General features: G+C 61.1%; 20 protein-coding genes. 8 read left to right on the forward strand and 12 right to left on the reverse strand.

What is annotated here, in order from left to right; all coding sequences use genetic code 11:
* Positions 1-60 precede the first annotated feature (60 nt).
* A complete protein-coding gene (locus F4U94_RS19725; RefSeq protein WP_249042091.1) occupies positions 61-1,503 on the reverse strand; it encodes an ATP-binding protein in 1,443 nt (480 codons plus the stop codon).
* Positions 1,504-1,884: 381 nt separating this feature from the next.
* On the opposite strand from F4U94_RS19725, the gene F4U94_RS19730 reads away from it, so the two are divergent.
* Both F4U94_RS19730 and F4U94_RS19735 read left to right on the forward strand, forming a co-directional pair.
* Positions 1,885-2,052, forward strand: coding sequence for a hypothetical protein (locus tag F4U94_RS19730; RefSeq protein ID WP_232016558.1), 168 nt, complete (start codon positions 1,885-1,887; stop codon positions 2,050-2,052).
* Complete coding sequence (locus tag F4U94_RS19735) at positions 2,052-3,449, forward strand: DUF6880 family protein (protein WP_150412163.1); 1,398 nt, start codon at positions 2,052-2,054, stop codon at positions 3,447-3,449. Before F4U94_RS19730 ends, F4U94_RS19735 begins: the two co-directional genes overlap by 1 nt.
* A gap of 37 nt (positions 3,450-3,486) precedes the next feature.
* Here the strand turns inward: F4U94_RS19735 and F4U94_RS19740 are convergent, their stop codons facing one another.
* From F4U94_RS19740 to F4U94_RS19750, 3 genes are all read right to left on the reverse strand, one after another.
* Positions 3,487-4,443, reverse strand: a complete 957-nt coding sequence (locus tag F4U94_RS19740) for a DUF5983 family protein (RefSeq protein ID WP_120252739.1) — start codon at positions 4,441-4,443, stop codon at positions 3,487-3,489.
* Between the two features lie 119 nt (positions 4,444-4,562).
* The gene (locus F4U94_RS19745) at positions 4,563-4,775 is read right to left on the reverse strand and encodes a hypothetical protein (RefSeq protein ID WP_037480211.1); all 213 of its coding nucleotides are present in this window, start codon (positions 4,773-4,775) and stop codon (positions 4,563-4,565) included.
* Positions 4,776-4,868: 93 nt separating this feature from the next.
* A complete protein-coding gene (locus tag F4U94_RS19750; protein WP_120252738.1) occupies positions 4,869-6,065 on the reverse strand; it encodes a DUF932 domain-containing protein in 1,197 nt (398 codons plus the stop codon).
* 180 nt (positions 6,066-6,245) lie between these two features.
* Between F4U94_RS19750 and F4U94_RS19755 the strand changes: the two genes are divergently transcribed.
* The 3 genes from F4U94_RS19755 to F4U94_RS24800 all read left to right on the forward strand — a co-directional run bounded on the left by F4U94_RS19755 (position 6,246) and on the right by F4U94_RS24800 (position 7,470).
* Positions 6,246-6,521, forward strand: coding sequence for a hypothetical protein (locus F4U94_RS19755; RefSeq protein WP_232016557.1), 276 nt, complete (start codon positions 6,246-6,248; stop codon positions 6,519-6,521).
* Complete coding sequence (locus F4U94_RS19760; RefSeq protein WP_170267509.1) at positions 6,511-7,062, forward strand: type II toxin-antitoxin system VapC family toxin; 552 nt, start codon at positions 6,511-6,513, stop codon at positions 7,060-7,062. Before F4U94_RS19755 ends, F4U94_RS19760 begins: the two co-directional genes overlap by 11 nt.
* Positions 7,063-7,170: 108 nt before the next feature.
* Positions 7,171-7,470, forward strand: a complete 300-nt coding sequence (locus tag F4U94_RS24800) for a hypothetical protein (RefSeq protein ID WP_150412166.1) — start codon at positions 7,171-7,173, stop codon at positions 7,468-7,470.
* Between the two features lie 17 nt (positions 7,471-7,487).
* Here F4U94_RS24800 and F4U94_RS25100 read toward each other — a convergent pair whose 3' ends face one another.
* From F4U94_RS25100 to F4U94_RS19785, 5 genes are read right to left on the reverse strand one after another with little or no spacing between them, the layout of a single operon-like run.
* On the reverse strand, positions 7,488-7,868 hold the full coding sequence (locus tag F4U94_RS25100) for a hypothetical protein (RefSeq protein ID WP_232016555.1): 381 nt from the start codon (positions 7,866-7,868) through the stop codon (positions 7,488-7,490).
* Positions 7,869-7,880: 12 nt separating this feature from the next.
* On the reverse strand, positions 7,881-8,579 hold the full coding sequence (locus F4U94_RS19775) for a hypothetical protein (RefSeq protein WP_120253497.1): 699 nt from the start codon (positions 8,577-8,579) through the stop codon (positions 7,881-7,883).
* Between the two features lie 44 nt (positions 8,580-8,623).
* Positions 8,624-9,106, reverse strand: a complete 483-nt coding sequence (locus F4U94_RS19780; protein WP_246171662.1) for a hypothetical protein — start codon at positions 9,104-9,106, stop codon at positions 8,624-8,626.
* The gene (locus F4U94_RS25105) at positions 9,099-9,287 is read right to left on the reverse strand and encodes a hypothetical protein (RefSeq protein ID WP_232016551.1); all 189 of its coding nucleotides are present in this window, start codon (positions 9,285-9,287) and stop codon (positions 9,099-9,101) included. The genes F4U94_RS19780 and F4U94_RS25105 overlap by 8 nt, the downstream gene beginning before the upstream one ends.
* On the reverse strand, positions 9,280-9,765 hold the full coding sequence (locus F4U94_RS19785) for a hypothetical protein (protein ID WP_120252735.1): 486 nt from the start codon (positions 9,763-9,765) through the stop codon (positions 9,280-9,282). The genes F4U94_RS25105 and F4U94_RS19785 overlap by 8 nt, the downstream gene beginning before the upstream one ends.
* 187 nt (positions 9,766-9,952) lie before the next feature.
* Between F4U94_RS19785 and F4U94_RS19790 the strand changes: the two genes are divergently transcribed.
* The gene (locus F4U94_RS19790; RefSeq protein ID WP_120252734.1) at positions 9,953-10,852 is read left to right on the forward strand and encodes a Ros/MucR family transcriptional regulator; all 900 of its coding nucleotides are present in this window, start codon (positions 9,953-9,955) and stop codon (positions 10,850-10,852) included.
* Between the two features lie 100 nt (positions 10,853-10,952).
* On the opposite strand, the gene F4U94_RS19795 is transcribed toward F4U94_RS19790, so the two are convergent.
* On the reverse strand, positions 10,953-15,233 hold the full coding sequence (locus F4U94_RS19795) for a strawberry notch-like NTP hydrolase domain-containing protein (protein ID WP_120252733.1): 4,281 nt from the start codon (positions 15,231-15,233) through the stop codon (positions 10,953-10,955).
* A gap of 129 nt (positions 15,234-15,362) precedes the next feature.
* On the opposite strand from F4U94_RS19795, the gene F4U94_RS19800 reads away from it, so the two are divergent.
* Positions 15,363-16,028 (forward strand): UPF0149 family protein, encoded by a 666-nt coding sequence (locus F4U94_RS19800; RefSeq protein WP_120252732.1) that lies wholly within the window; start codon positions 15,363-15,365, stop codon positions 16,026-16,028.
* A 168-nt stretch (positions 16,029-16,196) separates the two neighbouring features.
* Here the strand turns inward: F4U94_RS19800 and F4U94_RS19805 are convergent, their stop codons facing one another.
* Both F4U94_RS19805 and F4U94_RS19810 read right to left on the reverse strand, forming a co-directional pair.
* The gene (locus F4U94_RS19805) at positions 16,197-16,454 is read right to left on the reverse strand and encodes a type II toxin-antitoxin system Phd/YefM family antitoxin (protein ID WP_120252731.1); all 258 of its coding nucleotides are present in this window, start codon (positions 16,452-16,454) and stop codon (positions 16,197-16,199) included.
* 107 nt (positions 16,455-16,561) lie between these two features.
* The gene (locus tag F4U94_RS19810) at positions 16,562-18,601 is read right to left on the reverse strand and encodes a ParB/RepB/Spo0J family partition protein (protein WP_120252730.1); all 2,040 of its coding nucleotides are present in this window, start codon (positions 18,599-18,601) and stop codon (positions 16,562-16,564) included.
* Between the two features lie 149 nt (positions 18,602-18,750).
* Between F4U94_RS19810 and F4U94_RS19815 the strand changes: the two genes are divergently transcribed.
* Positions 18,751-19,026: an HU family DNA-binding protein gene (locus F4U94_RS19815; protein WP_120252729.1), complete on the forward strand. Its 276-nt coding sequence runs from the start codon at positions 18,751-18,753 to the stop codon at positions 19,024-19,026.
* The last annotated feature ends 23 nt before the right edge of the window (positions 19,027-19,049 follow it).

Below are 19,049 nucleotides of genomic sequence, written 5' to 3' on the forward strand. Positions count from 1 at the left end.
GTCTCCTTGATTGGGTTGGGACAGGGGTGACAGGCGCGGCGAGCCAACTCGGGCACCCTTTCAATTCGGCAGGAAATCGACCGTGATGGCACCGCGCTCGGCGTGAATGACGATCTTGCGATCGAGCGGGATCAGCCAGCTCAGATTATCCCATGCGCTCATGTTGATGGCTTCGAGGGTGGCAGCGTCCTCCCCAAGGAGGATATGCGTAGCGTGCTGCCGCGCCTCGCGTTCGAAGGATCGCGACTGGGTGTCCCAGCTGTCGCAGTCGCCATCATCAGCCCCACAGAAGATCGTCGCATAGATCATGCGGCTCAGTCTGTCCGGGGTGATTCCACCATCGCGCGTGGCCAGGATGATGGCCTCCTCAGTATCCCAACCGCCATTGCGGCAGACGAGCGCCGGGATTTCGATGGAATGGACGCTGCGTGGCGCGTCCGTGCGACCGGTTTCACAAACCGTCAGCTCGATGACGATCCGGTCGACCAGGCCACAAGCGAAATCGGCGGGGAGACACATGTCGTCGTCATAGCGATGGACGGAGCCTTCCCGGTCGATGCGCAGGGAAATATCCCTGATCACCGGGAGCGTGTCATACCAGGCGTAGCCTTGCAGCGCGTCTTCCGCCTCGACGAGTTGCACATCCTCAATGGGCGGTTTGCCCCGAGCCAGCGCAAGCGACTGCGCGATATCCGGCTCCAGCGCCGGCACGATCAGCATTGCGCCTTCAGGAGCGATCATGCGGCTGCTTCGCCCATGACAGTCGTCGGCGGTCTGCGGCCGCCAGATCGCCAGCCCTGAGCGCGCCTGCGGCAGCGTGACGCCTAGCTCGCACGCCCGCTGCCAGGCGGTAAAGGGCAGCCGATGGTCCGGTCGGGTCGCGATGGCCTTGTACAGGATCTGCTCGGCAGCGTCGCGAAGGGCCTTCAATGCCGCGTTGTCGATAACCTCCTTGCGCGCCGGCAGAACCATATGAATTTCCGGCGCATCCATAATATCGATCCGGACCGTCCAGAGACTGCCATTGTCTTTTTCTTCCCGAACCGTCGGCAAGGCGCATTTGACGCGGTGCCCGTGAAAATTGATGCGTTGGTCGCCTGGCCAATCAGGATCCCGATCATAGACACCGATACGGCAGCCGCAGGCGTTTTCGACAAACATGGCGTCCTTGAGGAAGTCTTCGCGGGGCAGCAGCGCATCGTTCAAGGTGACCGGTAAGGGATAGTGACGGGCTGCATCGGCGACGGCCGCGGACAAGCCTTGGTTCCAGTCGAGCGGCAGTTCGATCGAGATCAGCGTGCCCCAACCGATCACGGCCGGAGCGATGGCAAGCGGCGCGCCGCTTTCCCATGCGTGCGCGGGGATCTGGACTTTCCAGGCTGCGGCGGCAGAGGGGGAGAAGGACTGGATTTCGACCGCGCGGCCGGCAAGGCTGAACATGCCCATGCCGGCCGGGTCTTCGCTGCGGGCAATGTCATCGCCCCAGCCCGAATGGCCCAGCATTAGCAGGGCGGCGGGATCATCGATGCCGCAGCCATCATCGCGGATGTGCAGAAGGTATCGGCCATCCTGTTCGGTCAGATCGACCGCGATGCAGGTGGCACCGGCGCGCCTGGCATTCTGGAACATCTCATGAAGGTAGTCCCGGCTGTCGCCTGAAAAAAGGCGTGAAGCGCGGCGGATCGCGTCCGGGCTGACGGCACTATGGATCGTTGGGGGAAGGGGCATGGCGGTCTCCCTGGTTCCGGACTGGAACCCATCATCCCTTCCCCTCTTCCTCCCCCCCATTTGTCGTCAAAGGGCATGGTGCCCGTTGAGGCCCATGTGCAAGCTGCTGTTGCGGCAGCGGTCCCCGGCTGCGAAGAACGAGGAATGCCTCAGGATATGGATTCGCAACTGACCGCCTTGCTCCGGCGCCTGCCGGACTGGATGCGCCGGGACATCGCCGCCACCGATCCAGCACGGCGCGAACGCGCCGAGGAGGCACTGCACGCCATGCTGCTTGCCCTGATCCAGGGAACAGCAGGGTCGGTATCAGGGCAGGACGGCTGATGGGGGCCTCCAGGAAGGGCAGTCGCGGTTCGGGCAAGATGACGTCCGAAGCGATCGCGGCGCTGGGAGCCGGTCGCCTTGCCCGGCTTGTTCTCGCCCAGGCCGAGCGTGACGCCGTCTTCGCCCGCGCCGTCCGCATGGAACTGGCGGCCAAGCACGATGGCGGCGCGCTGGCCCACGAGATCGACAAGCGACTGAAGACCATCCGGCGTTCGCGCGGGTTCGTCGAATGGGACAAGGCCCCTGCACTCGCGCGCGAACTCGATCAGTTACGCGAAGCGATCATGGGGCCGCTGGCCGAACACTCTCTGAGCCAGGCGATCGATAGCATGCGGCTGTTCCTGAGCCTTGCCGAGCCGGTGTTCGAAAGGTCGGACGACAGCAGCGGGTCGCTTGGAGAGATATTCCGGCAGGGCGGTGAGGATCTTGGCCGACTATGGTGCCAGGCGGACATGTCCGATGTCGAGCTGCTGGCAGGTGACATTCTGATGCTTGTCGAGGGCGACGGTTATGGCGTCTTCGACGATCTGCCGGAAGCGGCTTCTCCAGCCTTGGGGCAGAAGGGCCGCGCAGCCTTGCGCGGGATTCTGCTTGAGCGGCAGGCGGCCAAGACAGGGAATGACCGGCGACAGTTCGACTATAAGGTCGGCTGGCTGCTACCCAAACTCGCCGATCTCGACGGCGATGTGGACGCCTATATTGCAACTGTCGATCCCGATCGTCGCAACCCCGTACTCAATGCGCAGGTGGCCGCCCGATTGATCGCACATGGTCGTGCGGCAGAAGCCCTTGACTGGATCGACGCACCGGTTGAGCGCAGCCATAACGAGCGCGAGCTTGCCGATCTCAAATTACGGGCCTTTGAGGCGCTCGGCCGCAGGGACGATGTACAGGCGCAGCGCAAGGCGATCTTCGACCGCTGGCTCGACGGGCAGGTACTGCGCAACTGGCTCAGGGCTTTGCCCGATTTCGAGGATGTCGCTGCGGAGAGGCAAGCCCTCGATCAGGCCATGGCATATGATCGGGCGACATCGGCGTTGGCGTTCCTGGTTGCCTGGCCCGATCTCAAGCGCGCGGGCAGGCTGACCAGGGAAAGGCTCGAAGATTTGGAAGCCCGGAGCTATGACACTCTGCGTCCTGTCGCTGAGGCATTGGCGCAAGCCGACCCGGGCGGGGCCACCTTGCTCTATCGCCGACTGGTGACTGGCGTGCTCGACCGGGCGAGTTCGAAATACTACCCCTATGCTGCGCGGGACTTTGCAGCCGCGACGGATTTGGCTGACCGTATCGCAGGCGATGTCGATGTCGTACCGCATGATGACTGGCTGGCCGATCTTCGCAAGGTGCATGGACGCAAGATCGGCTTCTGGAATCAGGTCGCGGGGAAATTCGGATAATCGCGGAGAAGCCGGGGCGGCCAGATTGGAAACCTCCCTACCAATGGTGCAGCGGCAGTCCGTCGACGTCACTGCCGTCACAGTCGAAGAGCAGGAACTGGAAGCCGTGCGCGCGGCCGAAGGCGATGAGCCGCAGCAGATCCTGCGGCAATTGCGCACGGCGGTCATCATCAATGGCGCGCGTCGGTACGAACCAGCCATAGACCGAAGCCGCGATGTCGATCGGTCGATCACTGGGCGGCCAGGACGCCCATTTATCGAGGCATGAGGCGGTATGAACCGTCAGATGGGCGGTCGATAGTACACAATAGCGGCCTTGCTCGATCGATCCGGCAGCAAGGGGAGACGGGTTTGCGACGGGCGCAATACGTATGCGATCCTTCGTGCAGCTTTCCGACGGATGACATTCGAAATAGCTTGATATCGCTTCTGTGTCGGACAGGTTATCCGGGTCGCGCGCGTCGTCGATCTCGCTCCAATACTCACGGCAATAAGCAGCGATTTCCACGTCGAGAGCCATCGCATCGATTGCGACGTGGATATTCATTCCATGCCGATGTTCAATCACGGCAGTGTGGACCTCTATCGCCAGATGGTCCTCATGGCTGGTCCCGATCGCGGTTTGGGGGGGTGCGTCATATCCTATAGGTGGAAACGACGTCGATCTGACGTACCGAACGGGCGCAGTTGCGCGAATGACCGGACGGCGCGGATCTGACCAGTCGATCGTGTCGTCAATCCAACGGGGCACGAAATCCCAATCGAACGACAACGGATATTCGCCTTCGACGGTGCGCCATGCAGCCTCGACCGCATCGACCCAGCCTACCACGATCAGACGCAGCGCCGCCGTGCCGAGCGTATCGACGCATTTGCGTAAGGCGAGCGCCAGACTGCTTGCATCGGGAGTGGTCTCTGGCCGATCGCGCAATTCAAGGACGGCTTCCCAAAGACAAGCAGCGGTTTCGAGATGGGATAATGTGTAGCGGGTCATGGAGATGGCTCCAGGGGAAGGTGGCACGGGCCCACGGTTCGGACAGCGGCTGGATCGGCACACCCGTCCCAGGATTCCGGTTCGGAAGTTTTGTCATCGAGATTGATCTCAGAGCATGATCAGGCCGTGCGGACAGTGGCGGTTCGGCTGAGGTCAGGAATGCGCGCATCGTCATAGACGCTGTTTACCGACATCTGCAGCGCCTGTTGCTCCGCAGCAAACCAGGTGGATGCAGGAACGGTGTAAGTCTCGGTGGCATAGTATTCGCCGCCGCTGAAGAAGGCGATGTCGACGATAAATTGCGGCAGGGGAAGGGACGAATGGGCGCGCATGGCGGCATCCTTTCATGACAATGGCCACCCCGGCGCTTGACCGGGATGGCGAGGAAGAAGGTGGAGAAGGCATGAGAGCGGCGGCGCCGGGCCTCAAAGCGCCTGTTCGAGCAGCTTTCTGGCCTTGTTCTCCAGGTCGAGGCGGCTGTCCTGATGCGGCTTCGCGCGCGCCAGCGCTGTTATGCCCTGGACGAAATCATAGATGGATTCAGGCGGCCGGCCTTCCTCGGCCAGCACGGTCTGGATGATCTTTGCGGTCTCGGCCTTGGAAAAGCCGCGTTTGCGAAGGAAGGGTTCGCGCTCTTCCTCCTTGCGCGCGACGATCCGCTCGCGAGCGGCCTTGATGCCGGAGATGAAATGCGACGGCGAGGAGTTTGCGAAATGCTCGAGCGCGGGCGCGGCCTGATGGGCAAAACGGGCGCCGGCGAATTTCGAGTGGCGGATGTTGACCTCCTCGAAATTCTCGACACCCCACAGGCAGCGGTTGGCGCACACACCGCGCAGATAGAAAGTCGCGATCCCGAGCGTTTTGGAGCCGACTTCACTGTTCCAGGCGTAGAACCCGCGAAAATAAAGGTCGGGATCGCCATTAGGGAGCTTGCCGGCCTCGATAGGGTGCGTGTCGTCCACGAGGAACAGGAAAATGTCCCGGTCCGATGCGTAGAGCGTGGTCGTCTCCCTGGTGATATCGACATGCGAGTTATAGGTCATGCCGGCCCAGTCGATCGTTCCGGGCACCTTCCAGCGCGTGTCGCCGACGCCATCGCCGGCAAAGGCCATCACCGCCTGGACCAGTTCCCAGTCGAAGATCCTGCCATATTCCGACCCGGTAGCCGCCCGCAATTCGGTGCGACCATTCTCGGTCTGGAGCAGTTTGACCTGCTCGCCCCGGTGGTTGATCAACCCATGCTGCAGGTTGATGCCGGCAAGCGCGGCAGGAAGCTGGCGCAGATAGGAAGCCGGAGCACCGACGAGACTTGCCACCTGGCCAAAGGACCAGTTGGTGGGTGCAAGCGGTCGATCATCGCCAGGCGCCACCAGCATCAGCCGTTCTGGATTGTCGCTTTTCGCCTCGACCCGGATCGACCGGCTTTCAACGATACGCGTGGTCGCACGGTCCGCGCGGCCGCGCACGGCATCATAGAGACTGGTCAGCGAGAGATATTTCTCGTCGTCGGGACGGGAGAACCACTCGGACGATACGCGGCTGCTCATGCGTCCGCGCGAGACATCGATCCGATAGGGCGCCGTGACGCGGGGGCTTTCGTTCATGGGGGCAAGGGTCGCCATGGGAATCGTCTCCTTGAGATGCAGAGCGACAGGTGCTTCACCGCCCCTGTCACATCCCCGCCCCTCCCTTCCCTTTCGCGCACCGCGATATCGGGTTCACGAGACCCGACCGGCGGCGGCAGGTACGACGGCGGCTTGTATGTTTTACAAACTGGCGTATATGTTCAACGAAAGGAGGCCATGATGGCGACGAAGCACGAAGAGCATCTGTCCCAGCGACATGGAGCGGTCGTGGCCGCTGCCAAGGCGGCGGGTTTGCTGTCGGGCACGAACAGCGCGGTCGGCGCCCGTGTCCCGCGTGAACTCATCGATCGCGCCAAGATGCGCAGCGGCATCGCCTCGACCACCGATCTTGTCGAATATGCGCTCGCCAAAGTGGCGCTTGAGGATGATTTCGGAGCCAGGCTAGTGCGCCGAAAGGGCACGATCCCTGCGGATATTGCGCTTGGGATTTGATCGCAAGGCCTCGTTGCGCCGGATCAGGCCGCAGCGATCTGGTGCCAGGCTGTCGCGACGACCCGAAGAGGCATTGCCGCTTGTTCACAAGGCAGCTGTCATAGGCCGCGAGCTTCTGCTCGACACGTGCGTCTATATTGATGTGCTTCAGGGCAAGACACCGGATGAAGTAGACTGTTTGCTGGAAAACAGGATCGTCAATCATTCCTGCGTGGCGCTTGCCGAGATGACCCACCTGATGGGCGCGCTCGATCCGGCCGACAAACGCACCGCGTCGGTCCTCAAGACGCTGGGACGGACAATCGACGATATCCCGGAGCATCGCCTCAGCGCGCCCTCCTCCCGCATGTTCGGAGAGGCCGGTATGCTGGCAGGCATGGTCACGAGGCTTTCTGGCCAACCCCATTCGATCGCCCTGCTCAACGACGCCCTGCTGTTTCTGCAGGCGGCGGCGACCGGCTGTGACCTGCTGACAGGCAACCGGCGCGACTTCGATTTTTTCGATCAGATCATTCCCGGGACGGGCGTCATCCTGTATTGAACCGTCACATAGGCGCGGGAAACCGACCATGCTCGCGACCGGCAGGATCGGTCAGGCAACATGCCAGCAGCACCAGCGTTCAGCGGCCTGCCGTGGACTGAGCAGGCCGTGATTGCCGGCACACCATGTACGGAAGGAAGGATCGAGCGCGAGCCCCTGATCGGCGAGCCGGTCGATGACGTCCTGCATGAAGCGATCAACTGGAGCGATGGCGGCCCCGGCTCGAGCATGAGCGACCGCAGCCTGAAGCTGCGTTACCATTTTCTCGGCTTCATCGATCGAAATATCCTCGACGGCGCGCATGCCGCCGCGCGGTCCGCAGATGGCCAAAGTTATGATTGCTGTGCCGGACGGAATTCGGCCCAGAGCGTCGATATGGACATGTCGGGCCATGCCAATCTCCTATGATGTGAGGCGCGAGAATGTCAGAATAGGCTCAACTGTCGCGGCATCGATCGCTGCGATGCCCGTGGTTCGTGCGATGGCGAAACGGCGCCTTGTGATGGTGATGTCGCGGCGGTGACGGTGGTCGCGCGTTGGGCGGTCTCAGCCACGGGTTCGCGACGTTGACGAAGGGTGAGCCGAGCGGTCCATCCCCCCAATATATGCGCTGGGGTGAACCAATGGTCCTGTATCTCGCCCGACAAGGCGTTGCCGACCATGAGATGGGCTGGAATATGAAGCAGTGAGAGTTGAACATAGGCCATGTGGATCGCACGCGGATCAACATCGATCGCCGTCACATGAAGGTGCCGCTGATAGTTATGCCCGATATCGCGCATGGTCTGGGCAAGCGCGATCACCATAGGAAATGGCGCTCAGGAAGCCCTTAGCCATTCGTAGAGAAGATGATCGTCAGGACCATATTGCGAACCGATGGCGATCCGGATCAGCCGGCCGTCGCAGGCGAAGGCGGAGGCCCTGGGAAAGGACAGGTAGGAACGACCTTCGAGGATCAGGTCGCCCGAGCGCACTTCGGTGATGTCGCGGGTCGTTCCAAGAAGTCGATGACCAGACGGTGCGTCCAGAAGCTTCAGCCGATCACCGGCTTTTACACGCTTCTTGAATGCCGCTAATGACAGGACCGTATCGACGGGATTGCGGATACCCTGACGTTTTGCCAATGCCGCCCAATAGGCCTGGCCGATGCGCGCCTCGCTGTAGAAACTGCATGACCAGAAATCCTGCAACGGATTGGTCCGCGTGAACCCGAACCGTTCCATCTGATCGCGCACCTCGACGATGAAGGCATCCTGCGCTTCACGGCCGGTGAGGTCGTCCGGGGTATCGAGGATTTCCGCGATGACCTTGCGTCCGCCTGCAAATGTCTCGGTGCGGATCGCAAAGCTGGTGCCGGTAAAATGCTGGGCGAGTTGGCGATCGATCCGGGAGGCGAGCGATGGCAACGCTTCGCCGGCGCGGTAGAGATCGCCTTCATAATGGAAGTTGCCGCGTTCGTCATGGTCGGTCTGACTATACAGGCGCGCGGACGCGCCCGGCGCGTTAGCGTCAGTCATGATGTCATCCTTATGGGTCAATCAAATTCAGGGGGTGGGGTGCGTCAGGCCGACGGCACTTCCATTGAGGGAGGCACGCTGCGGTCTGCTTCAGTTCGGGCGAGAACCCAGTCGAGATAGCCAAGACGCGTATCGCCATTGGCGACCTCGGTCTGCCAATCAGCCGAGGGATAGTGTGGATAGTCGATCCATGGATCAGGCGGTTCCATCGGTGGCGTCACTGCAGATCGGACCAACCGGCGCGCCAGTTCTTCCTGGGTGCTGGCGAATTCGACATGATCGGCAAATATCGCGCACCATCCTCCACCAAAACTGTCGCGACGTGGGCGCGAACAGCCATAGCTCCAGTCGAACCCGACAGGCGCGGTCTGCAAGCTATCCTGGCAACAGCGTCGGATGAGTTCAGCAATCGGACCAGGCTGGAAGTCGGTCGTGCCATAAATGGCGACGATGCAATCGGCTGCGCCCGCAATCTCGATCTCGGCTCCGAAATCTGGGAAGTCCGAATCATCGAAGATTTCAAGCAAGCCGTTGAACGGATTGGCGAGATCGGTCGGGCATGAAGGCGGCGAGGAATTCAGCGCTCGGTTCCCCCGGCGCAAAATCACCCAACAGGTCGGACGCGTGCTGCCACACCTCCTCGATCAGCGCGCCTTCACCGGCCGTGCAGGTGAACGCGAAGGACGCTTGAACATAATGGTCAGCCATGGATCGGCTCCATCATTGCTCCATCAATCGGTTCTTCATCGATGAGCACCAGCGGCGGCGGGTTCTGGCGGGCAAGCTGGTAGTCAGTTTCGATTGCGGCGATGCCTCCCAATTCCCGAATGCGTTCGATCGAGAAGAGCTGCTGGTCATCTTCAGTCGTCAGATAGTGTCGCGGTTCGCCATGGCCCCAGTAAATGACGCGGACAGAGGGGAAGCTTCCGGCATATCCGCCTGACCATCGGACATAATGAAGGCCAAGACGTCGACAGCTTTCTTCGATTCTCCCGAAGCATCCATTGGCCACTTCATGATCCATCAAGGTGAGAGGGTCATTTACGGGAATATTGGCCGGATCAAAGGGCGTTCCGTCCCAATCGACAGCCGCATTGTCGTTGCCGATCGCCTGAACGAGAACGGGGTATTGCGAACGAGGAAGCACACCCCCTATCATGATATGCGCGGATACACGGTCGGCCATGACATGCCTTTCGTAGTTACTGGACTCCAGTCGGTCTCTCCATCCTCACCCCCTCCCCTTTGCCGGACCGTATGACCGTCACTCATTCCCGTCTTGCATGAGCTGTAGATTCCCGCTTAGCTAAAGCGCAGTTCCAGTCCGGCGATAACCGGCATCCTCCATTCGTTTCTCAACCAGGAGTCCTTTCGTGGCCGATACCGAGCAGCCTGATTTCACCGCAATGACGGTGCAGTTACTGAGCGCCTATTTCTCCAACAATCAGGTTCCGTCCGGCGACATCGCCAGCATCATCGAAGCGACCCGCGGCGCGCTCGAACGGAAGGCCGACGTGGAAGCGCCAGCGGCACCCGAGTATGTTCCTGCTGTATCGATCCGCAAGAGCCTTGGCTCACGCGAACACATCATCAGCATGCTCGATGGAAAGCCGTACAAGACCCTCAAGCGGCATCTGGCGGTCAATGGAATGACACCCGCCGAATATCGCGAGCGCTATAATCTTCCCAAGGATTATCCCATGGTCGCGCCTGCCTATTCGGAACAGCGGCGCACCGTCGCGCAAAAGCTCGGCCTTGGACGGCGGTTTGGCGCGAAAGCACAGGATGCGGTTCCGGTAGTGGAAGCATCACCCGTGGTAGAGGCGGCGCCAGTTGTCGAAGCGACACCGGTTGTCGAAGCCACACCGGCAGTTTCGACGGAAGCTAAGTCCAAGCGCGGCCGCGGCAAGGCGGCCGCTGCCAAACCAAGCGAACAGGCCGAAATCGTATCGTCCGAACCTAAGTCAGAACCTTCGACCGTGCCTGCAAAAGCGGAGACCGCGACAATAAAGCCTGCCAGGAAGAAGCTGGGCGTACAAACGACACCGCGAACTGCGAAGGCCCCAACAGCGGCCCTGAAAGAGCCGTTGGAACCCGCAGTAGCAGAGCCCACAAAGGCTAAACCTGCCAAGCCAGCCACCGGGAAAGAGACAGCTGGAAAGGCTGCGCCGCCAAAGGCTGCGGCATCCACGAAGCAGAAAGGCGCAGGGCGGCAGGTATCCGCTGTGAAACAGAAGAAAGCGCCTGTTCCGGCACCGACATCTACGGAATAATGGTCACCGACGAGATATGGGTTTATCCAACCCATATCTCGTCTGTCCGCTGACCTTACGAGCATCATCGGTAGCGCGATGTGGCGCATCGCGGCGAAGACTAGCTCCGCTCCGCCATAATCCTGGCAAGGATGTCGCCCGCACGGTCAGGAGGCAGGAAAATCCTGGTCTTGAAGGCGACGACCTCACTGAACGCTCCGCAAGCCTTCAACCAGGTCCGGTCTTGGGGTCGATAGTCTCGTATTTCGAGGCGAGCACTGTCGTTGACATGAACCCGGGCAAGTTTGGCCGGGCCAAGACCTGGGATCGATACTCCGCCCACCGAACGCGCACCATCGATGATTTCGTCGGGACCAAGAACTGTCGCGCCATCGAGGCCGAACTCCCTTTGGATCCGTTCCACGGCCGCTGGATGGATGATGCGCCCCAGGATTGAACCGCCCGCGCCATCGTCGATCCGCCAGACGCGCACGTCATCTTCCGGCAATTTATGCCATATGGGCAGCAGCAACCCGGTTGCCATGGTGATCGTTTCGACCATAAGATTTTCCGTCGCTTCAGCCACTTCCCCCTCCCAAAAGACCTGGAAAGCATCGGGTTCGATCTCGCTCCAATGGCTGGCTTTTAGGGCCGCTCTATCCATGCGGAGCTGACCCCTGGGACGAATGAGATAGCAGCGTTCGATCCATTTGCCATCGTCGTCCTGTCCCGGCCATGTCGGCATGCACAGTGCGACCCGGCCGGACCGGGTATTGCGGAGCCAGGCAATATTGTCCGTGTTCTTGCAGACAAGCTGCAACGCAGCCCAGTTGGTGATCGGAGGCCGCCGGTGCAGTTCGAGACGCAAAAGCCGTGTTTCGGCGCCGATTACAGGATCGGTGCGCAGCAGACTGTCGGAAAGCAGAACCACTTTCTCGGCGCGGATGGTTTCAATGCCCAGGTCAAGCGTGCCGGCAGCGCGCGCCGCTTCGACGCGGTCCTCGACCAACCCCAGAAACTCCTCGAATATGCTGTTCTGGGTCGCGATCCGCAGTGCCAATATGCGGTTGAGCCAGCGGTGAATGGACGGCAGACGTTCCAGAAGTTCCCCGCCCTCGTCGCAAAGCTCAAGGCCCGTCATCTCCTGGAAGTCAGCGAGCGAGACGCTGCGGAGTTTGCCCTCATAGAGGAGATGGAACCATTGAACGAGCGCATCGCGGGCATAGTCGGATTCCAGATTGTCGGAAGGATCGAACAGGTTTTGCGATCCGGTCTGGCGTTGCCCTCTGGTCAGTGCGCCCAATGCTTCCAGACCGCGGATGATGGTGCTGAGGAAGCGCCGCTCCCCCCGGCAATCGGTGGTGAGTGGGCGATAGACGGGCGGCGTCAGCTGGTTCGTCCGGTGGCTACGACCAAAGCCCTGCACCGCCGAGAGGATACGGAACCCAAGTTCCAGCAGAAAATGCGCGCGGCGCCTGTACGCGCTGGCACAGGTCCGATCGGAATGCATGGATCGTCCGGTACTCCCGGCCAGGGAAAAGGCGGCGATGGGCTTGCGGCCATCCTGAAACGCCTGAACCTCGAACAGATTGGCCCGAGCGCTGCGCCTCTCGACCTTTTGTCGCCCGGTGATGTCGGGCACGATACGCCGCGAGCGCCCCGTAATCTCGGCGACCTGGTCGGTTCCGAAATGCGCGATAAGTGCATCGAGCGCGGTCGGAATCGCGGGCAGTGCGCACAGCTCCTCGATCAATTCGTCGCGTGCGGCTATCGCCTGCCGACAAAGCACCGGATTGCCTTGCGCATCGGTCATTGGTTCGGCGCGCATCGCGCCATCGTCGGCACGAAAGACCCGCATCTGGCGCACAGGAAAGCCATTCTTCATATAGTCGATCAAGGTTTCCTTTGGAGAAACCTCAACGTCCATCGTCGCCCGTTCCTGGGCGGAGAGTTCGGATAGACGCCGATCCATGATGGCCTCGCCCGTGCTGGCGAGTTGCACCAGCACTACATTGTCCGACGCCAGCTCCTGCTCGATCGCGTTGATGAGCGAGGGCATTTTCATGCTGACCAGGAGACTGGAAAAGAAGCGCAATTTCGCGGATTCAAAGGCGCTGAGGGCTGATCCCCGCGCCCGGGCGTTCTGGGTCTTGCCCGACATTCTATCGACTATGCCGATCTCGGCCAGCACATCGCGCAATCCGCGATGAATAATGCTCCAGCTATCGGCATAAGCATCGTAGATCGAAATCTGATCTGGCGTCAGCGCATGTTCCAACGGCTCATATTCGACGCCCGCAAAGCTCAACGCCCGGGCGGTGTAGAGACCCATCGCTTTGAGATCGCGGCAAACGACCTCAAGGGCTGCGATCCCCCCCTCTTCCATCGCCTTCATGAACATGTCGCGCGTGGCAAAGGCAGTGCCCGGTCCCCAGAGCCCCAGGCGAACAGCATAGGAGAGATTTTCCGGCCTGGCCGCGCCGGTCGCGGACATGTAGAGAATGCGAGCGCGCGGAAGCGCATTTTGCAATCGAACGCCGGCAAGCCCCTGTTCCGAGCCTTGCGCTTTGCCAAAATCCGTCTCAGTCCCGCCTGCGTGCGCCATCGCATGAGACTCGTCGAAGACGATCATGCCGACGAAATCCTCGCCAGTCCAGTCCAGTAGTTGTTGCAGGCGGGAGGCTGTATCGTGGCGCGCGGAGCGCAAGGCGGCGTAAGTGAGGAAGATAATGCCGCTTTCCATCGTGATCGACGTACCCAGGGGAAAGTTTGAAATCGGCTGAATATCGATGGCAAGCCCGCCCAGCGCCGTCCAGTCGCGGCGGGCGTCCTCGATGAGGTCGGCCATGGAAATCCAGATCGCGCGGCGATTGGCCCGGTTCCATTGATCAAGGATGATGCCCGCCGCCTCGCGACCCTTGCCCACACCAGTACCGTCAGCGATGAAAAAGCCGGTCCGATAGGCTTTGCCTTCCCTGTCCTCGATCAGGCGATCGCCGGCGAGGTTAGATGAAAAGCGGCCGACAAGATCGCGCGCATGCGCTTCACCGGCATAAATGACGGTTTCAAGCTGCGCCTCTGACAGCGCCTTGGCCGCGCGGTCCTGGAGCAGGGGTTGATAGCGCGGCACCGGCAGGGACACCGAGGCCATGGCAATGGATTCGACAAGAACATCGGGATGCCTGGAGGCAGCATCGATGGAGATCCGTGCGGGCCGCCAGGCAGAATAGATGCCCACGGTCTCGCCGGGAGCAAGCGGCTCCTCCCGAACCACATATGTGATTGGCCGTGCGTCCTTTGCCACCGCTGCAACGCGCGACGGCGGCGCAAGCCTTTGCCCGCTCATATGCCCAAAGAGGCTTCCTCGCGCGACATTAGTGGCTGGTCGGGAAGGCAAAAGACCAACGGCTGGCGGAGGAAGGAGAGGTGGAGGCTGCAGGGGATCGAGCCGATCAGGGATGGCGAGGACAAGGTCCAGTGCTGCCTCGATGTTGCAGGCGACGTGACGCTTTGGCACGCCGATCCATCCCTTGTCGAAGATCAGCAGACGCACATCGATCCCCGTTCCATGTTTGGCATAGGGGCTACCCGATATGGCGATTTCGATGCGGGGCGGCACAAGCTCCGCGACTACATTGTAGCCAAGCGCGGCCGAACCTTCTGGCGAGAAGCTTGTCGGCATGATGGCGACGCATCGCCCACCTTGTGCGAGAGATGCAAGCGCGCCGCGCAGGTGGCGCGCGCCGGCATGGCGATCGATCCCGCGGCCAACGCTCCGACTGAAGGGAGGATTGATCAGCACCAGCGTGGGAATCTGCTCGGTGGTCAGCATATCTTGAATATGTTCGGCATCATGGCACGTCACGATCTCGCCCAAGCTTCGCGACAGCAGGTCGGCGCGGGCGGGATCATGCTCGTTAAGCAGCAACCGCGAGCCTGCGCGTGCGCCATGGACTGCCAGCAGGCCGGTGCCGGCCGAGGGTTCGAGCAGGATATCGTCCGAGCGACAGCGTGCCCCCATGGCTGCGAGCCAGGCGAGGCTGAGGGGCGTGCTGAACTGCTGGAGCTCGACCTGCTTTTCCGAGCGGTAGGTCTGCGTTGGCAATCCGCGCTCAAATTGCCGCAGTCGTTTGAAGATGTCGGCAGGTGTTCCTGCCAGAAGCGCGCATTGCGGATCGGCGAGGTGCAGGATCTGCGCGGTTTCCAGCGCATCATATGCATCGCGCATCGACCATGCACCGCCGGCATCATCTTCGCCGAACGCCTGGGTCATCATGCGCTTGAGGGACTGGCGATTGACCATGCCGCCATTGCGCAGGCGGTGGGCGAGGGACTGGGCAACCTCGAACAGGCGTTCGGGCGCGTCGTGGGTTTGCGACAAAGCGAGTTGGGGCAAGGTCATGGGCACCTCATGCGAGAATAGGACAATCCGGCTCTCCCCTTCCCGCTCTTCTTCATTCCGGCCCCTGACTGTGCAGGAAGGATAGATCAGACCCGGTGACGGGGGATCGGCTCGAGGCTATGGAAGAGCATGGCTATTCCACTCGACTATCTCGGCGAACTCGATCGGCTGCTGCTTGATCAAGGCGAGGATTGCATGCTGCTGTCGCAGCTGGACGGTTTCCTCACAGGGATACTTGTCAGTCCCGACCTGCTTGCACCAAGCCAATGGCTGAAGATGATCTGGGTCGGCGAAGACGGCACGGGCATGCTCCAGTTTAGTGAAATGGGCGGTTTCCAGCATTTCACAGACCTCATCATGCACCATTATCATGTCATCTTGGCCTGCCTGGGTCAGCCGGGCAGCTTCGAACCGGTGCTGGAGATCGACACACGGTCGGACGAAACATTGTGGGAGATGTGGATCGAGGGTTTCGGACAGGCGATGGATCTTGCCCCTTCGGGCTGGCAGCGTGTCCTCAATGACGATGATCCCGGTTGCCGCGCCGCGATCGAGGGTATCCGCGAGCTTCGTGCGTTTGCCGATGGGACGAAAAAGCTGACTCTCACTGCGGAAGACCAGTGGGATCGGGAAGCACCTGACCTGATCCCGATTTGGGTCGAGATGCTGCACCAATGGCGGATTGAAAATGACCCCTACCGACCGGTCACCATCAAGCGCGAAAAGACGGGGCGTAACGAACCATGTCCCTGCGGGTCGGGCGCCAAATACAAGAAGTGCTGCGGTTTGAACTAAATGATCGCGGACAACTGCGGGCGCGGCATGACCGTCAGCTGGGTCTTCCTCTGCGCGCTTCCAAACCCGTCAACCCGATGAAGTTAAACGGCGATCGACATCCGCCCGGCTGAAATCGTCTCCGACAAAAGCAGCAGACACGTTCGCTTTTTCACATGCCGACCGCAATCATCCGGGCATGCCCTCATCGCCATAAAGAAAGTCCTGGGAATTTGCCGCATCGGGGCCAGTTGTCGTCTTGGCTGTGGAAGCCAAGCGCACCTCATCCAGCAAAACGCGGCGGCTGGCCCTGTCAGCAGGCATATTGACCGGAACAAGACGGACAGCAGCGTGCCCCTCACGGGTCAGGATGATTTCTTCCCCTGCTTCCGAGCGGCGAACAAGGTCGATGAGTTGGCCTGCCGCATCAAATATGGAAATATGCATAGACCATTATTCCTGGCGTTTGAGAACAGCGGCTCATTTTAGACGGTTGTACAGTTCCATCCAAGGCCGAAGCCGGGGGCGGGGACGACGCCCTGCCCCCGGCTGTGTTAGGCGGCTTGCGCGAAGCTTTGGTCGCCTTCGTTGCCACCTTCCTTGTTCACCATGTCCGCCAGGTCGTGCTCGCCATTGTCGGGCGAGGTCGGCTCTTCGCCGGTTTCCAGGGCAGCGAACCGCATTTCGTCGGGTAGCCAGACGAGCGCCCGTTCCTGGATTTCGGGCTCGATGATGACCTCGCCACCAAAGAGCCGCTCGGCCGACGCGGCCAGATCGTGCTTCTTCGACCCGGAATAGCGTACCCGCAACTCCAGTCCGCCAATCTCTTCGAACAAGGCAAGGATGCCAGGCTTGGTCAGCTTGTCGAAATAGGTGAGCGCCGTCGGCCGCCACCAGGCCGCGACATCGATCCCGAGCTTGCGCCCCAGATGATCGAGAAAGCCTGCCTCGCGTCGTCCGGCAGGAACGGCATGAAGCGTGCGCGCGATCGCCCATCCGAGCCAGGCCGCACGTGCATCATCGGGCAGCGCACAGAAGGCATCATAACGATCTGGAACGGCCTGGTGGTGGAGCCAGCTCCGATCGAGCGCCCCGTCAAGCTTCGTCCAGGCACCCGCCGCCGCTGTTTCCGGCTTGAAGTCGGGCAAGAGACGGGAAGGCACCGAGGCCCGCAGATCGCTCGGCATGTCGAAGGACGCCAGGCGGGATTCACGATCAACCATGATGAAGGTGCCCAGATCTAACGCGAATGCGGGATCACTGGCGACGTGGACCGCAAGAAGCTCAGTCTTCATCATCGCCAGCATTTCGCGAAGGCGCTGGCTCATCACCGGGCGAGCGTCATCGGCGGTATTGTTCTCCTGCGTTTCAACGCTGGCATTATCGTCGCCCTCTTCGCCGTCATCATCGGCCTCGCCGCTCTCTTCATCAGACACCGGCGCGACATAGAGTTGATGATGGATTTGCGGCGTGCCGTCTTGGCCGAGCACCACATAGCCCAGAGCGTTCGCTTTCTGCTCAGGATCGATCACAACCTCGCGCTCAATGATTGCCGTGAGTTCCGCCTGGAGGGCAGCATAGCGCTGTTCCTCATCCTCTTCCGGCTCATAGGCCTCGTTTTCGGCAAGCAGTTCGATCTCGGCAATCTCCTCCTCAATCTCCCGTTTACGCGCTTCCTGCTCCTGCGTGAGCGGTTCGGCGACGCCGGTCAGCGGTTGCAGCGCATAAGTTTCCATATAGGGGATTCGCGCGCCGGTGACGATGCGCACTTCCCCCAGGCCTTCGCGCTCACGCAGTGCCTCGGCCTGCGCGGCGAGTTTCGTCTCCGCCAGATCATCGAGAATATGGGTGTCGATCCAGCGCTCGTCGGCTGCAGTGGAGAACAGGTCCGCGTCCTCGACACGGCCACCTGCCGCGATATAGGAATCCCGCCCGACCAGCAGGGCCTTGGGATCGGTTGCGCGATAGCTGTAGCCATTGAGCGCCCGCCGGATTTCATTCACATTGTCGCGGGAATAGCTGTTGCGTAAAGACTCCCAGATCGCCGTCTGACGGGCGGTGTCGGCGGTCGTCGCATATGCCTTGGCTACATCGAGCGTGATCTCGTCAGCCTCGAGCGCATCGAAGATCGGCTGAGCGAGGTTCGCGAGACGCAGGCGCCCGACGACAAAGCGTTCCTCGATGCCGAAGCGCTTGGCGATATCCGCCGTGCTGCGGCCCTCGACCTCGATCAGATCGCGAAATGCGAGGCAATCTTCGGCAGGCGACATCTGTAGCCGGTCGTAATTTTCAGCAAGGCTGATTTCGCGGCCGTCCTTCGCTTTGGCAAGAACAAAGACAGGGACCTCATAGTCGGCAGGCAGCGTTCCCTTCTCGATCAGCCGATGGATTGCATCGAGGCGTCGACCACCGGCCGTGATGCGATAATGACCTTTCTTACGGGAGACCGGCACGCCAACGAGATTCTGGATGAGGCCATGTCCGGAGATGCTGGCTTCGAGTTCAGCGTCAGCGCGCGGATCGGTCCGCTTGCGCACATTGACGGGCGACTTAGTGAGATGGGTTGCCGGGACGAGGATGGATGGCTTGGTCATGCAACAAACTCCGCAAAAGCCGCGGTTCGCACATCGAACCGCGCATTCGCTTCCCTCCCCCTCTCCTTTCGTTTGCACCGGTTTGGGGCGTGACGGCACGGTGCCGTGCCGCTAGACACGGCAGCTGCATAATTTCAGGAGGACGTTTTATGAACAATTCCGAGCTGGCTGAAGCGCTCAGCGCCGATCATGGACTGACCAAGGGTGACGCACGCAAACTCGTCGACGCCCTGTTTGGGGTCATCGCCGACGCGGCGGCCAAAGGCGACGAGATTTCGCTGAACGGCTTCGGCAAGTTCAAGGTGAAGGACGTTGCAGCGCGCGAGGGCCGCAATCCGGCCACCGGCGAAACCATCGCCATCAAGGCGTCGAAGAAGCTGACGTTCACGCCCGCAAAGGCGATCAAGGACCGTCTCAACGGCTGACCTATATCGCTGCTCTGCTGCCA

The sequence above is a fragment of the Sphingobium limneticum genome (assembly GCF_008710155.1).
GTDB lineage: Bacteria > Pseudomonadota > Alphaproteobacteria > Sphingomonadales > Sphingomonadaceae > Sphingobium > Sphingobium limneticum.